This window comes from Paenibacillus aurantius, assembly GCF_032268605.1.
Taxonomy (GTDB): Bacteria; Bacillota; Bacilli; order Paenibacillales; family NBRC-103111; genus Paenibacillus_AO; species Paenibacillus_AO aurantius.
Window position 1 is genome coordinate 3,361,951 of the sequence record NZ_CP130318.1, and the last position, 16,283, is coordinate 3,378,233.

The following is a 16,283-nucleotide window of genomic DNA, read 5'->3' on the forward strand; positions in this document are numbered from 1 at the left end:
GGCCGCATTTCCGCGGCCTCTTCGTTCCTTACGTCTAAGCCAATTCCACTGGAACGGCTATTCCAAAGCCAGCCACTCCTCCGCTTTCTTGGTTAATGTGTCCCTGGCGGAGTCGGATGCAAAGGGGCCTAACGCTTTATTGTTCAGGTGGCCGATGAAATCCTCCACATGCTTCTCCGCTTTAGCCCTGTCGCCCTTCTGAAGCTGATGCTCCGCTTGGTCCAAGGCATTCGACAACGGCTGGGTAAGCGGTCCTTTCAGATCCCCGGATTCGGTATACCGGTTGACCCATGCCCGGATGACCTCCAGGGTTACATTGGTTTTGACCGTGACGGCTTCACTTGGCTCCGAACGGGTTCCCCGCTCGTCAACCGCCGTCACGTACACCCGGTACTCGGTATCCTGCTGGAGACCGGAGAGAGTGTAGAGAGGAGTACTCGCCATGCCGAGCGGCACTCCGGTTCCGTATACCTCATAAGAGATGGTGCGGGAGCCCGCTGTAACCGGGTCCCAAGCAAGGGAAACGGCCGTTTCCGTTGTCCCGGTCACTCTAAGATTTTGCGGTGTGGGAAGTTTGTTCACCGTTGTGAAGCTCCATAGATCGGAAACGGTGCGGCCTTGGTAGGCGTCCCGCGATTCCGTATACCAGAAGTAGCGTTGGCCGGGCTCCAACCCTTCCCAGCGGACTTGGGCGGATGATCCGCTGGCCGACGAAACCGGTCCCCCGATGGCTTCGCTCGAGTAGAGGCGGGCTTCCACATAATCGGTGGCCACTCTCTTCAGCTGGGGCGACAAGTCAACGGTCAGGTCATATTCGTCTTTATTCGGATATTGCACCGGATCGTAGTAATTGTAATCGTCCTTGTACGGCGAGTAGGTTTGAACTTGTATGGTTCCGTCGGCGGGATGGAACCGGAGAAGCTTCATGTATCCGTCTCCGCCTTCCCCAAGCCCTTGGTAATCCGACAGAAGCTGATAGACGGTGCGGTCCGTCGATCCGTCTCCATTGTCATCCAGCTGGATGGGGGTCAAGGCCGCTCCCGTATAGTGTCCGCTCAAGACGAGGAAGACGTTCGGGTTAGGCTTCACCACTTGGTCGAGAAGCATTTGACCGGTCTTGGAGATCGTTCCGGTCGGAGTCACATAATCATGGAAGCCCAGAATGGCTTTACGGTCGGGGTATTGCTCCAGCACCTGGTTGAGCCATTCCACTTCTTCCGGCCCTTCTCCCCAGCCCATGTAAACCATAATAAAGTCCGTTCCTCCGGCGGAGATCAGGTCGTAGTGACCGCGGTTGTCCTTGTAAGTGCCGCCGTAGAACGGCTTGCCGGCAAACCGGCTCTCCCCGAAGTAGCTCGAATAGTTTGCATAATCGTTAGTACTTGAAACATCATGGTTGCCCGCCAGCACTCCGTATGGAATATTAGCTTCCTCCAGCGTTTTCATGTAACGGTCGGCGTTCTTCCATTGGTAATCCTGAAACCAGTTCTCCACCAGATCTCCCGTATGGAAGACATACCGGATGTTATTCTCCTCTGCATGATCGCGGATCCAGTTCACTTCCGCTTCGTAAATATGAGAATACGTTTGGGAGTAGTACTGGGTATCGGACATCCACACGAAGGTATAGTCCTCCTGCGGCTCCGCTTCCACCTGATCCTGAATAAGAAGGTTCGCTGTGCCGTTCCGGACATAGCGGTCTGCCGGAGCTTTCCCTCTAAGCTCAAAATCCTCTTCGGAGCTCGCCGTTACCGAATCCAACGTCTTCCATTTGCTATCCTGGTAATCCCAGGCATACAAAGAAACTTTGCGGCCGGGCAGGGAATGGCCCTTCCAGACCAGCTCCACGTTGTCCTGAGGAGTGACTGAATCCTCCACCTTAACCTCGTAACGCAAATAAGGAAACTTGTTTACGGAATCGTTTACGAGATAACTTTGATCTACACCCTTGATTTTTGCTATCTCTTCCTGCGTCAAAGAACGCTCCCCTTCCGGCTCCAGGATGAGAGGCGGCTCCGTCTCGGAGGCACCGGAGTAAACGGCGGTCCGCTCCTGAGCATCAGCAGGATACGAATATCCTCGGAAGAACGAAACCTCTTGGGCATCCCCGGTCGGATCAGTGACTTTTACTTCCAGGAGAGGACTCAGGCTTTCCCCTTCTGCCCCATTAGCCGGTGAAACGAGCTCCGGGGAATAAGGATTTTCTTCCACGGTCTTGAACGTGACGGTACGCTCGCTGCGGTTGCCTGCCTTGTCAACTGCCTGAACCTGGAGCACATGGGTTCCCGGCTCCAATTCAGCCGATGAGGTTCGAAGCGGCCAGGTCACCGGCTTGCCGTCCAGATGAACGGAGGTCGATTCCACCCCCGACGTTTCATCGACGACTGTTCCTTCCACGGTAAACGTTCCTTTATACTCTTTGCCATCCTCCAGGGTGGTCGTGATGACAGGCCCATGGTTATCTACCCGAACGGCTGCCTGGGCGGTTTTTCCGTCATTTCGCGTCACGGTTACTTGATGGACTCCGTCCGTAACAGACGAAGTGTCCCACGAATAGACCAGTGAGCGTGCCTGCTCCTCCGTCAAGCTGAAGGTGAAGTTGACCACCGGCAGGAAACGGCCGTTGTCCCCCATGTCCAAGGCGGTTGACGCGTTGCTGTACTTGGGATCTCTCAAAACTGTTCCGTCGGCCAGGATCAGCCGGATGTTCCGCACATCGAAATCATCCAGATTTTCGGTAGAGGTGCCGTCGTACGGAGCCGTGTAGGAGCCGGCTGTAAGCGAGAATTGATTTTCCCCTTGCACGATTCCATCAACCGGAACGGTTACCGTGTTGAAGCCGGTGACCTTGTAATTAAGCTCGTGCACCACGTTGGAGCCTTGCTTGACGATATTTTGGTAGTTGTTGTCTACCCCGTTTGCCTCGAAGGTGAAATAAGCTTTCCCCTCTTGTCCTCTCTGTACTGGCGTTACCGTCTTACCGTCTATCGCGAGGGAGAGGGTGTCCGGACCGGTTTCATTGGAGGTCCCTTTGACCCACACGCTTCCTTTCACGGTCTCCCCACTCGACAGGTTAAGCCGGGGACTGACGGAAGGGACGGCGATGCGGTAACGGAACGTTTCGCTCCTGGATTCCTGGAACCCGTCGGACGCGGTAAAATAATAATCCACCGACGTGCTTCCGAGCAGCTTCAGGCCGTCCAGCGTATAACCGTAACGGAAGGTTTCTTTGTCCTGCTTCAGATTCACTGGCGTATAGGTGGTCTGCTTGTTGGTTTTGTAGAACAGGGTTACCGTTTTGACGAGAGAGCTGTCCTCTGCCTGAACCTCGAACGTTGCCGGCGCTGCGGGCTCCCCTCCACTCCCGGTGTGGTTAATAATCACCGGCGCGACCTTATCCTCCGGAATGGCGGTATAAGAATCGGGCACCTGCCCGGGATCCAGGCTGCCGGGCGTAGCCCGGACCGTTCGGGAGCTTAGCTTGATCATTTCGTTGGTGCCATCCTTGGGGTAACCATACACTACCCCCATATCACTCATGACATCATGGACGCCATCGTTGTAAACCGCGCTGACCAGCTCGCGTCCGGTGTTGGTCGCCAAGACAATCCAGCGGGTTCTGCCGCTGTGGAGACCTGCCGAGGCCCGGACTACATCGGTATTCAGCACCAAATTCGTCCCGAAATGGCGGTTGAAATCCTCCATGGTCAGATTCGCATTGGTCGCGTTCTTCAGCCAGATGAGGAGCGTTTTGCCGGGCGGAAGCACGACATCCGAAGGGTCCGTTGCCAATACGAGATCATCCTGCGGACCGGTCGGGTAGCGGTAAAGGATTTGGTAATCCTTAAGATTCATCGCCTTATCCGAATTGTTATAGATTTCTATGTACTCAAAGGCGTCTTCTTTAGTACCTGTCGGCCCCTCGACATCGACGGAATCCGGAACAATTTCGGTAACGAGCACAGGCGGGACGGAAACACTCGCTGCCGGTGTGACAGGAGCCGTATTCCCATCGGCATAGACGGGAACCATCCCAACCGGACATGCCACCAGTAACGAAAGAACTAACCCTGCCGTACGTAAGAACCGGCGCTTACTCTTTCCTTGCGCAGCCTTCATCCTTTCCCCCTCCATTCGCTTGGTTCGCTTCAACGGAGATCCACTCTCCTTCAATATTCAAATGACCTGCGACGGCAATCCGCCCGTTAGGATTCTGCTTCGCCACCTCCTCAAAAAACGTGTAACCGCTCACAAATTTTCGCTGCCGATTACCCGGTTGCTCCTGCATCCCTTTCCCTGGTCACCTCCTTTTCTTCGGTATAACGAAAGTATAGCCCCCCTGTCCGGGAGGCTGTAGATTAACCTTTTAACTTCTTGTGTACTATTTTTACATCTTTTCCTTCCCTCTTACTTGGCTAGACGGTCCCGGTATTCCTGCGGAGTTACCTTCATCTCCTTTTTGAACACCTTGGAGAAATAATAGGAGGTCTCAAAGCCTACCCGTGCCGCCACCTCATGGATTTTGAGCCGGTCATCGGTTAACAGCTCCTTCGCCTTCTTGATCCGGACGCTTTTGATATAATCGGAAAGGCGCTGCCCCGCCGCTTGCTTGTATAGCCGGGAAAGGTACGCCGGATGAAGATAGACATGCTCCGCGAGTACATCAAGGGACAGGTTGTCGTCGAGGTGGGCTTCGATGTAGTCATGTACGGCGGTGATAATTCTCCCCGTGCGGTCCTTTTGCTCGCTGCCCTTAAGAGAGAAAAGCAATTCCGCCAGCCTGGCGAAATAGAGCTCTGCCTCCTCCCAGGAGCGGAAAGACGCTTGGCCGATCAAGGGGGCGAGGTTATAATGCGGAGAGACTTCGCTAAACATATCCGTCTGGTTAAGATAGGAAAGATGCACAGCACACAGAGCGAGCTGAAGCTCGACCAAGAGAGGCTTGCCCTCTTCTATACCCATGAGTGTATGAGCAAACTCCGCAACCTCCCCAAGCACCCGGTAAAATTCCTCCCGCTGACCGCTTTCCAGGTGATCCTGGAGCCTTCCCGCTTTACGCACATGAAGAATAAGCTCCTGCCTGGTCTTGTCTTCCCTGACGGGGGATTCCGCTGCCGAATCGTCGCCTCCTACCTCCTGGATGACAAGCTCCTTCCCGACCCCCAACCCACGCCACAGCTTTCGCTGGGCCTGCAGATAGGTAACCGGGACCATGGACCAAGGACAAGGAGCCTTTCCGACCGCCAGCGAAAGCGGAAGCTTGAGCAGCTGCTCACAGGCAGTTTGGATGTCCGACAACGACCCGAGCACCCGGGTCATACAGGCCGCCCAATCCACCGGATGTCCGGAATTCTCCGCCGGCGAAGCTTGAATGAACCAGGCCCACGGCTGGAATTGGTAGGAGCAGAAGGCATGCCGCGTCTCCGTCATAAATTCCGAAGCGATATTCTCGACCGCATACATCAGGAGCGTTTTATCGGAGGAAGAGATCCCTTCCGGCCAGCGGTCCACCCGCCCGGTGACCAAGAGGACCTCTTCATGAGGATCCAGCGGAAGCCCGAGCTCGCGGAATCGCTCCTCATGAACGTGATAAGCCGGCAGCTCTCCCTGAAGGAGATTCCAGAGATATTCCTTCTGAAGTGCCGGCCTTGCCGCTTTCAGCTGCTGTTCCGCTTTGTACATGTATTGATCGATCACCATTTCTCCCTTTAGTGCGTTAATGGCTTTGTTGATCGAGGCGAGAATGGCGTCGTCGTCTTCAATCTTGAGAATAAAATCAAAGGCACCGTTGCGGATCGCCTGTTGGGCGTATTCAAAGTCGTTGTAGCCGGTCAGAAAGATGACCTTGCAGCGCGGCCACAGCCGGGCGATTCGTGATTGGAGCTCCAATCCGTCCATGCCGGGCATGTGAATATCCGTCAGGACAATATGAATTTTAATGGATTCGATGAGAGCCAGCGCTTCCGGTGCCGAATAGGCGCGGTACACCTCCAGCTCCGCCCCCCGCCAGTCCTGAAGCTGCTCATACAGCAGATGAACAATTTTCGGTTCGTCGTCTACAATCAATAAGTTATACAAGAGGCGCCTCCTTGGGTAAGATCATCTCGACTCCGAAGCCCTTTCCCTGGAAATTGGTCAGCCGGAGTCCCCCTGGCGTTCCATATCGAAGGACAAGCCTCCGGTGAACATTGACCAGGCCGGTCGTCTCCATATCTTCATCCAGGTTCGTGAGCTTGGCGTTAAGGACGGCAAAGTCCTCTTCCGATAGACCCTCCCCGTTATCTTCCACCTTTACGATCAACCGCTCTTCCTCATCCACAAATTCAACGGACAACCGCCCCTCGCTCATCTTGTTCTTAAGGCCGTGCTCGTACGCATTCTCCACGAGAGGCTGGATCAGCAGCCGCGGAACCTTCATCCCCGCCAAGCGTTCGGGAAGTTCGCCGAAACTAACCTGAATCCGTTCCTCGAAGCGGAAGGTTTGGATCTGGACATAAGTACGGGCATGATTCACTTCTTCGTCCAAGGGTGCCTCCTCCATATGCGTTCGGGTGACGAATTTAAAGTAGGACCCCAGATACTGAGAAAGCCTTCGGATGCTCTCATATTCTTCGTACTTGGCCATGCGGGACAGAATGAAGAAGCTGTTATACAGAAAATGGGGGCTGATTTGCGATTGAAGCTGACGCAGCTCGGAAAGGTTGGCCCGGTATTTCTGCTCGTACACCTCGTGGACCAGTTCCTTGATCCTTCGAACCATCTCATTAAATTTCCCGTACAGGTAATGAAATTCATCCGAGCGTTTGTTGCGGATTTCGATCGTCAGGTTCCCCTCTTCCACATGCCGGAAAGCACGGACCAGCCTCTTCATCGGCAGATGAATTTGCCGGAAAATCCAATAGGAGAAGAAAATGACCACCAGAATCGAGATACCGGACAGCATCCAGAACCACTGCCGGTATTTCGCCTGGGACCCGAGCATGTCTTCCTCCGGCATGTACATGAATAGGGTGATCCCGAGAGTCGGCGACTTCTCATAAGCCATCCAGTTCCGCCGGCCACCCATCTCCACAACGCGAAACTCGTTCTCCGGCTCCTTATCCTGCTGCAGCAGCGGGAGCACCGTTTCTCTTGCTTCCGGATTGGCATCGTCACTGGTGACCGACCAGTCTCCCCCGCTGCCCATGATCATCGCCCCGCCGCCGCTGTCAATCTTCATACGGTTCAGAACCTCGGTCAGCTCGCTTTGGGAAATTTCCGCACTTAGCAGGAAGATCGGCTCTTCCTCGTTGATTAAGGCCAGATCCGAATAAGGAAAGCTTACGAACAGACGGTTCTTCCAATAAACAAAAGGATTATGGGGATGACGGCTTACCGTCTTCAAGGCTTCATACTCCTCCACAGGAAGCTTGTCGTAGAAGGAGACGGCCGACAGGTGGCGGCTCTCAGCGGGAAGAAACAAGTCGGCATCCGACATGTACACGCTGGAATTCATCATGGCCTTCAACCGGGCGTTAAGCGCATAAACCGTTTCCCTGAATTCGATGTCGCTCATGATGGAGAAAGCCATGCTCGCCTTGCGGAGGTCCCGGTCGTTAATGAACTCTTTCTGCATATGAACGATGCGGGTGAATTCATTCTCCAGGAGGCGAATGTAGAAGTGGACCCGGGATTTCATGGAATTCTCCACCTCCTTGCGAACCGTCAGTTCTCCGTATTCGTTCATCTTCAAGCTGATGATATAGACGGGGGTCAACACAACAAGAAAGGCTAGAATAAGCTTGGCGTACAGGCTGGAAAGCGAAACAGGTAATTTCACGGTCTCCCCCCTTCCGTTACCCTTTCCATACGAAAAGGGAATGTCCTGTTTAGGCGAGGACATTCCCTTCTGTGTTTCATGGTCCTTACGCAGAATCGGCCATTCGCCCTTTACGTCCTGCGGCTCTGACGATGGACTTCAACGGTGCCCTCCACCCCATCGGGAAGGCGCACCTCCACATCTACGGTCTCCGGAACCCATACCTGAAGGTGCAGCTTGCCGTCGGCCCCGGCCTTCCAGGATACATCCACTCGGCCTTCTTCAGGCAACGGAACACTGCCCCGTGCCCATGTGAGTCCGCAAGGGTTCGGCTCCACGATGACTTTGCGCCATCCCGGAGTGGAACTTCGAACTCCCAGTACCACGGCGCCGAGGAAGTAGGCAGGCGCGGCTGACCAGGCATGACAGTGGCTTCTCGTCAAGTTGTGTTCATCCGTCCGGCCGTCCTTCTTCTTGGGATACATCTCCCAGCAGGTGGTCGCTTCGTATTCCAGCATCTCGCCATACTGTTGGCGGATGTCTTCGATCATCGTCTTGTATAATCCCGCCTGGTCAAGCGCTTCGTAGTAGAAGAAGGACATAAACGGACTGCCGATCGGAACGAAGTCCTCAGGCGGGGTAAGCAGCATCCGTTCGAGTTCCGCTTTCCTTCCGCCTTCCGGAATTCCGCAGAGCAGGGCTACCACCTGGGACTGCATACTGAAGATGGTGGACTTCCTTCCATCCGCATGGATACAATCCAGGTAAGCCTGCTTCTCCTCCGACCACAGATGATAGTTGATCGATTCCGCAAGATTCCGGGCGGCGGTTGTATATTCCGCTTCCTTTGCGGTATCACCGGCCAGGGAAGCCAGCTGGGCGCCTCCCTGCAAGGCTTTGACCAGAAACATGTTCTGGTGGGAGACGATCCCTTCTCTTGGCTGGTCGATTGGGGCCCAGTCCAGGAAATTCCACGCATCGAGGGAAAGAAGCCCGTGCTCGTCCCGCTTCATCAGGTAATGATCCAGCGTGTAGGCGGCATGCGGGTAAATGCTGGCCGCGAAGCCAAGATCACCTGTTCTTTCGTAATATTCCACACACGCGTTAACCCAGAAGAACGTCCAGTTCGGAATAACGCTGCTCCATCCGCTAGGCACCTGGTCGGCAAAGAGAGGCGACTGGTCCTTCGAGCCGGGAACCAGCTCCAGGCAGCGCTTAACGATTTCCTCCGCCCCGAATAGGTAATAAGCGATAAGGGCTTCGTTGCGGCTGTCACCTACCCAGAACGTTTGCTCATAGGCCGGGCAGTCGACAAAGGTATCCTCCATGCACAGTTTCGTCGTATGCCGGCTGATCCGCCAGATTTCATTTAGTGCAGAGTCGGAGCTGTGAAACTTGCCGATCTCCGGTGCCGGAAAATGACTAAGCTCCATGCGGATGCCGTAGCATGGGACCGGCTTGCCCGCTCCCCGCACCGTGACCATCAAATAACGCAAGCCCCGGCGGATGGGGGAGGTATACCGCTGGCGGCCTTCCCGGCATACATAGCGCAGCGTGTTCTCCAGGTAATAGGTATGCTGAATCCAACCGTCCCTCATGTACTCGAAGCCGTACAGATCCAGAATGGTTCCTTCCTCGGCTTCCACCTCAAAGGTTACATATCCGGACAACTGGCGCCCGAAATCAACGATGAATTCGGTATCCCCCGTTTCATAGACAGGAATCACGCCCGGGGCCGAATTGGCGGCCACGATAGACTGAAGTTGAGCGGGAACGGGCATCGCTTCTTCTTCCTTCTTCCAGGAGCAGAGCGTGCGCAGCGATTCCTGGCTCACGAAGGCTTCCGGAACCGGTCGGATCCACTCCCGGAAAGCCGACAGCTCCTCCCGGCTGGCCGCTTGCCCGGCGGCAAGGTAAGCCGAAACCAATCGACTGCCCTCCTCCCCATATTCCGGCCCGGGAAGCTCGTTCCGTCCGCAGGCGGTGATGAGGGCCTGCTTTCTTCGATCCTCCTGGCTGTACTGATGGTCGATGTATTCGTAGCTGACCATAGGACCTATCGAGAAGAAAGGAGACAGGCCCGGACTCGGGTCTTCTAACGGGGAGACCAGCTCGAACGGAACCGGGCAGTCCAAGCCCATGAAAATCCCTCTACCGTGGTCGTCACCGGCCAGGGCCATGAGGAGAAGATTGTCCCCTTTCTCCAAAGCAACCCGTACCCATTTCTCCGAACGGACAGCCTCAAAATCCGTTTTTCCATATCGCTTACCATTCAGCACCATCCCCTGAAAATGAGGGGGAGTGTAAGAGAAGACAATGACGGCTTCGCACGCTTCCCGCACCCGTATGGAGGTTCCGGCATAGCCCGCGTAACGGTAAGCGTTTGCATCGCTCTCACTTCCCGGGATCATCTGATTCCGCATATCGATGCATCCTGACCATGGCACGGGAACGACCCGGCTTAACGATTCAATGCGAGAGGGATGGACGGATTCTTCTGTCAGCTGAGGAATGGATCTCGGGACGAGCGAATCCCAAGGCTTCATCCCTACCTCGCCTATGACGGAGGCCAGTTCCCAGTGATTGTCCTCGTAGTGAGGCTGGATCCAGCCGCTGTCCCACTCCCGGGCGTCCACCTTCTCGGTAAAAGCATGCTGGCAGGACATCCGCGGTGCTCTTTCATCCTGACCGAGGTACCGGGAGGTAAGCCAGCCTTCACCGGTTCCGATCCGGAAGCTGTTGCCGGATTCACCTGTTAGCTCCAGCTGACAGAGAAGCCCTCCCCTTCCCCGAATATAATAGAAGGTGGAAACCCCGAAATGCTGAACGAGCGCGGCGATCGTATTCGGCTGTCCGGGCCGGAGCAGATGACCGACCTCATAAGTGTCATAGGACTGCTCGCTCGGCCAGCTGCGCGAGGGCCCGCGGCCGACCTGCTCTCCATTCACATAGAGAACATAGCGGGAATCCGCCGAAATCGATAAGGTTCCCTCGTTCCAGCCTTCAACGGGTACCTCGAAGGTTCTGCGGAAGCACCGCCATTGATTGCGCGGACTCTCCTCCGTTCCGCCCCATATCCAATGGGCGTGCCATTCGGTTCTCACTGAGTTCATCTGACCGTTTCTCTCCTTGGTGTTTTTTCTTTTCCTATTTTATCCTTTGACGCTGCCGAGGACCATCCCTTTCATAAAATACTTCTGCAGGAAGGGGTAGACCAGCAGGATCGGCAGGGAACCTAGAAAGATTTGCGCCGCCCTCGTCGTCCGCTCGGAAATATTCTCCGCTTCCCGGATCGCGTCCTCCGAGCCGAGCGAAGTAAAATCCAGCTTGATGATAATCGTGCGCAAATAGGTTTGCAAGGGGTAATGCTCCGGTGATTTCATGAAGATCATCCCGTCGAACCAGGCGTTCCAGTGGCCGACCGTGGAGAACAGGGTAATCGTGGCCAAGACGGGCAGGGACAGCGGCACAAAGACTTTCGCGAGCATTGTCCAGTGGCCGGCCCCATCGATAAAGGCCGCCTCCTCCAGCTCCTTCGGAAGCTGACGAAAGAAATTGAGCACGAGCACCACGTTGAAGACAGGTACCGCCCCAGGCAGAATCAGGGCCCAGATGGTGTTCAATATCCCTGTTTCGCGGACCGTCATATACAGCGGAATGAGCCCCCCGTGAAACAGCATCGTAAAGACGACGAACCAGGCATAGGCCGTCCGCCAGGGAAACACCCTCTGCTCCTTCGACAAGGGATACGCCATCAGCAAGGTGAGCAGAAGGTTGATCGGCACGCCGATAGCAACCCTCTTCAAGGTAACGGCCAGCGAGTGGAGAAAATCCGGCTTGCCCAGCACGAAATGGTACGCATCCGTAGTAAAATCAACCGGCCACAAGCTCACCTGCCCGGAGGAAGCCGCCAGATTGGAGCTGAACGATATGGCCGCGATATGGATCAAGGGAAGGATGCATAACAGCGACAAAGCGATCATCAAAACATAGTTGGCGGTAGAAAGCACTCTTCCCGTCCATGATTTGGTTTCAACCAAGTCCGCTCCTCCTTTCTAGAAAATCCGGTAGTTGGCAAACCGGTAGGCGAGATAATACGAGGTGGAAATAAGCAGCAGCGAGACGATGGATTTGAAGAAGCCGACCGCCGTCGCGAGGGCGTATTGGGCTTGTACGAGACCCATCCGGTAGACGAGCGTGTCGATAATATCGCCGGTCTCATAAACCGTAGGGCTGTACAGGTTGAAGACCTGCTCGAAGCCCGCATTTAGAATTTGGCCGAGGCTTAAGGTGGCCATCAAAATAATCACCGGGGCCATCCCCGGTAAAGTGATGTTCACGATCTGCTTCCAGCGGTTTGCTCCATCGACCACGGCCGCTTCGTACAGGTTGGGGTTGATGCTCGTCAGGGCGGCCAGGTAAACAATGGTGCTGAAGCCGAAATCCTTCCATAAGTCTGAGCCTACGAGCACATAGGGAAACAAGGAAGGGGTCCCCAGAAAGAAGATCGGTTCTCCACCGAACGCCCGGATCACCTGGTTGACGATTCCTTTGGTGGGGGACAGAATGTCAATCAGAATCCCTCCCAGGATGACCCAGGACATAAAATGCGGCAAATAAATCAACGTTTGCACACTGCGCTTAACCCATCTCAGCCTCATCTCGTTAAGCAGGATCGCAACCGCGATCGGAACCACTTGGCCGGCGATCACTTTCATGACGGAAATATACAGCGTATTGAACACGACCTGATAGAAATTGGGAAGCTGCAGCAGGAAAGTGAAATTATCCCAGCCTACCCATTTCGAATGAAAGATGCCCTTGGCCGGTACAAAGTTCTGAAACGCGATAACGAACCCGAAGGCGGGAACGTAATGATAAATTAATAGCAGCAAGGCCCCCGGTAAGAACATGAGATGAAGAGGCCAGCGCGAATACAAGGAGCCTCTCCTTGTGATCCGCGCCGTTCGGCTGCCTGACTGCCATGCCTTAACCTCTGTACGAATGTTGCCCGCCTCCTTTATTTCTTCTGTTTCGCGTACCAGTCGTTAACCTCTTTGGTGATTTCCGCGCCTCCGAGCTTATTCCAGTTCTCGACGAACGAATCGAAGGTATCGATCGGAGCACCCATAATAATCTTCATGAAGGTCTGCTCCACCAAGTCCCCGGTCGTGCTGCTTCTTTTGACCATGGTACTGGTCGGAATGCCGTAATAAGCGTCAGGAAGAAGAAGCTTTTCGTTGAAATACTTGTTAACGATTCCAAGCGAGCCCTCGGGTCCAAAGATTTTGGCGTAGTTCCAGTAGCTCTTGTCCCCGCCCAGGTATTTCTTAACCTGATCGTAATTGAGCTGCTGTCCCGGGTTAAGCTTGCTCGTGTCTCCCGTCTTCAGAGCCTCTTGAATATTCAAGTAGTTATTCAGATTCTTTCGGGCGCCGTAAGTCCGAACGGTAAAATACTTGTGGGACGGAAACCCGTTGTCGTAATCGAATTTGCCGTCGGCGGTTTTGCCGAAGCATTTCTCCACCCAGAGGTTCATCATCTTCATGATGGCTTCCGGATGCTTGGCGTTCTTGTTGACCACGAAGTAAACCGGAGGCGAGGAAGAGATTTGCGGTTTGACGGGCTTGTCGTCAATGGAAAGCAGCGGATAGCATTCCCAGACCGCCTTCGGGTCGTTCTTCATCGATTTGTTCAGGTTAGACAGCGGGTCCGCCATGGCCCCGAACACCAGCCCCACGCGTCCCGTGGCAATGTCTTCTTGAAGCTGGGGGGTTCCTTTGACGGAGAATTCCTTCTCGATCTCCCCCGACTTATACAGCTCCTGAAGCTTGGCGAGCGCCTGCTTCATTTCGGGCTGAATCAGGCCCTGGACAAGCCCTCCCGATTTGGGATCGGCGATCCACATGTTCTTGTAGGCATGGTACGAATTAAAGAACCCGGTCATCCCGCCAAAAGCGCTGAAGATATCCTTGCGGAAGCCGATCCCCACCGTATCGTTCTTGCCGTTCTTGTCGGGGTCGTTGTTCTTGAAGGCCTTGGAGATCGCCAGAACGTCCTGCATCGTCTTCGGCTCGGGAATCCCCAGATTGTCGAGCCAGTCCTTGCGGAGCCACACCATGGTTGCTCCGTCCATTGCCGCCGTCGTATAGGGAAGCGCCATCAATTTTCCGTCGAACGTCGCGGAGTTGATGCCGATGTTGCCGTCTTCCCGAAGCTTCTCGTCGGCGAGCGGAGATATGTATTGCTTGTAGACCTTTGTCAGATCGGCCAACATATCCGAATCCACCAGCTGCTGCAGCTGGGTGGGGGTCACCTGGAAGACGTCCGGAAGCTCACCGGAAGCGATAGCCACGTTCAGCTTCTCGTTATATTGCGTCTCGTCCACCGTCCAGTCGCTCTTGATCTGGATGCCGGTTTCCTCCAGCAGCGTGCGCGTCCACAAGTTGTTGCTCATGGAATCGCCTTCCGGGAAAGTCGTGTTAACGGCCTGGGACAGGACCATTCTTACATTGATCGGCGGATCGAACTTGGCATTGGGATCCTTCTGCTCCGTTGGAGCGGCATCGCTCTGTTTCTCCTCGTTCCCTTGGGAGCAAGCGCCCAGGAGGCTCCCCGCCAGCATGGTTCCTGCCAATAGGGCAGCGTGATAAGCCAAACGTTTCAAATGATATTCCCCCTGTTCCTTTTCAATTTGGGATATGATGCTAGTGTAGACGAAGTCCGGTGGACCGGGCTAGAATAACATCTTTACATCCCGTGTAGAATTTTTACCTCCTTTCGTGGCCCTGCACAAAAGATTAAACTCCCGTTAACAAACGGATTTACCAGCCCTTGAATGAGCCGCCTGTTCTCCCCATACATTTAAATAGACCAGGTCCATGGCGAAAGGAGTCCCCAGATGAAAGAGCATTGCCCGAATGTGATAGAGGTGATCGGGGTAGGCAAGGTGAATGCGGTTCCGGACGAGGCGGTGATCGTACTTGGCGTGGACTCGCAAGGCTTGGAGCTGCAAAAGGTCCAGGCCGAGAATGCCGCTACCGTTTCGACCATAATCCGCTCCCTGCTGGCCTTATCCGTTCCGCGCGAAAACATCCAGACGACGGACTACCGGATTGAGCCCCAGTACGATTACCCCGACGGCAAGGCCGTGTTCCGGGGCTATAAGGTAACGCATCTGCTTCGAATCGAGAACGGGGAAATCGGCCTGACCGGCCAAATCGTCGACACCGCCGTTTCGCAAGGAGCCAACAACGTAAGCAGCATTTCCTTTGATGTTAAGCACCGGGAGGCCTACGTTCAGGAGGCATTGTCCCTCGCCATCCGCAACGCCCGGCAGAAAGCGGAAGCAATCGCGGTGACCTTGCGCATTCCACTTCCGGCCCTTCCCTGTGAAGTTCAGGAGCTTCCGCCCGCTTCCGGCCCGGTCCCCTACTCCGCCGCCCTGTATGCCAAAAGCGAAGCGGCCACCCCGATCCAGCCCGGGCAGATTTCCATCACCGCTTCGGTGCGTGTTACGTACCCCATCTCCTGAAAGCGGAACATAAAAAAAGGAGTTGGCCTCTATTGAGGTCAGCTCCTTCTTTTCGCAGGTGGCTTACTCCTTTAACGAACCGAGCGAGGCCCCTTTCACGAAATACTTTTGCAGAAAGGGATAGACGATCAGAATCGGCAGCGTGGCAAATAGCGTGATGCCGGCCTTCAGCATCTCCGGCGTCATGACAAGCGACACCTCGGCGCTGCTGGCCATATTGCTAGCTTGCTCCTCCATGACCAAATTGCGCAGGAGCACCTGAAGGGGCAGGAGATCCTTGCTGCGAATATACAGCAGGGCGTTGAAGTAAGAGTTCCACTGGCCTACCGCATGAAACAAGGCGATGGTGGCAATGACCGGCAGGGACATGGGGATGGCCACCCGGGCGTAAATTCCCCATTCGCTGCAGCCGTCCATCTTGGCGGCGTCGAACATTTCGCTTGAAATGCCCTGGAAGAACGTCTTCATAATGATCACGTAGAAGGCCGACAAGGCTCCGGGTATCATGAGCGCCCACAGGGTGTTCTCCATTCCGAGAGACCGAACCAGCAGATAGTTCGGGATGAGGGGCGCGGAAAAAATAAAGGTGACGACGATCCCGCGAAGCACGATTTTTCTCCCCGGCATGGACGGACGGGATAAGGCATAAGCGATGGTAGACGTCAGGACGAGAGAAATCAGTGTTCCAAGGACGGTAATATAGACGCTTACCCCCATCGCCCTCCACAGGTTATCCATCCCGAGGATCATCGAATAGACTTCGGTATTCCAGCCCTTGGGCCAGAAATAGACGAGCTTGGCGTTGGCGTAGCGGGCTTCGCTTAGCGAGACCGCGGCCAGATGGATTAAAGGAGAGATCATCGTCAAACAGAGCACGATAAAAAAGGTCCCGTTGATGAAAGAAAACCAACGGTCCGACCGGTAAGCGGGCATGGCCGCCTCCTTTCTCCT

Annotated in this window: 10 protein-coding genes; 1 reads left to right on the forward strand and 9 read right to left on the reverse strand. The window is 54.9% G+C overall.

Features of this window, described 5'->3' with window-relative positions; all coding sequences use genetic code 11:
- Window positions 1–57: 57 nt before the first annotated feature.
- From MJA45_RS15020 to MJA45_RS15055, 8 genes are all read right to left on the reverse strand, one after another.
- Window positions 58–4,032, reverse strand: a complete 3,975-nt coding sequence (locus MJA45_RS15020) for an FIMAH domain-containing protein (RefSeq protein ID WP_315602729.1) — start codon at window positions 4,030–4,032, stop codon at window positions 58–60.
- A gap of 61 nt (window positions 4,033–4,093) precedes the next feature.
- Window positions 4,094–4,252, reverse strand: coding sequence for a hypothetical protein (locus MJA45_RS15025; RefSeq protein WP_315602730.1), 159 nt, complete (start codon window positions 4,250–4,252; stop codon window positions 4,094–4,096).
- Window positions 4,253–4,407: 155 nt separating this feature from the next.
- Window positions 4,408–6,078 (reverse strand): response regulator, encoded by a 1,671-nt coding sequence (locus MJA45_RS15030; RefSeq protein ID WP_315602731.1) that lies wholly within the window; start codon window positions 6,076–6,078, stop codon window positions 4,408–4,410.
- On the reverse strand, window positions 6,071–7,819 hold the full coding sequence (locus MJA45_RS15035) for a sensor histidine kinase (protein ID WP_315602732.1): 1,749 nt from the start codon (window positions 7,817–7,819) through the stop codon (window positions 6,071–6,073). The genes MJA45_RS15030 and MJA45_RS15035 overlap by 8 nt, the downstream gene beginning before the upstream one ends.
- Window positions 7,820–7,929: 110 nt before the next feature.
- Window positions 7,930–10,911, reverse strand: a complete 2,982-nt coding sequence (locus MJA45_RS15040; protein WP_315602733.1) for a family 78 glycoside hydrolase catalytic domain — start codon at window positions 10,909–10,911, stop codon at window positions 7,930–7,932.
- A 39-nt stretch (window positions 10,912–10,950) separates the two neighbouring features.
- Window positions 10,951–11,838 (reverse strand): carbohydrate ABC transporter permease, encoded by an 888-nt coding sequence (locus MJA45_RS15045; RefSeq protein ID WP_407083044.1) that lies wholly within the window; start codon window positions 11,836–11,838, stop codon window positions 10,951–10,953.
- Between the two features lie 15 nt (window positions 11,839–11,853).
- The gene (locus MJA45_RS15050) at window positions 11,854–12,711 is read right to left on the reverse strand and encodes an ABC transporter permease (protein WP_315608031.1); all 858 of its coding nucleotides are present in this window, start codon (window positions 12,709–12,711) and stop codon (window positions 11,854–11,856) included.
- A 107-nt stretch (window positions 12,712–12,818) separates the two neighbouring features.
- Window positions 12,819–14,465, reverse strand: coding sequence for an extracellular solute-binding protein (locus tag MJA45_RS15055; protein WP_315602734.1), 1,647 nt, complete (start codon window positions 14,463–14,465; stop codon window positions 12,819–12,821).
- A gap of 234 nt (window positions 14,466–14,699) precedes the next feature.
- Between MJA45_RS15055 and MJA45_RS15060 the strand changes: the two genes are divergently transcribed.
- Entirely contained in the window at window positions 14,700–15,332 is a 633-nt protein-coding gene (locus MJA45_RS15060) for an SIMPL domain-containing protein (RefSeq protein WP_315602735.1), read from the forward strand.
- Between the two features lie 63 nt (window positions 15,333–15,395).
- Here the strand turns inward: MJA45_RS15060 and MJA45_RS15065 are convergent, their stop codons facing one another.
- Window positions 15,396–16,265: a carbohydrate ABC transporter permease gene (locus tag MJA45_RS15065; RefSeq protein ID WP_315602736.1), complete on the reverse strand. Its 870-nt coding sequence runs from the start codon at window positions 16,263–16,265 to the stop codon at window positions 15,396–15,398.
- Window positions 16,266–16,283 lie beyond the last annotated feature (18 nt).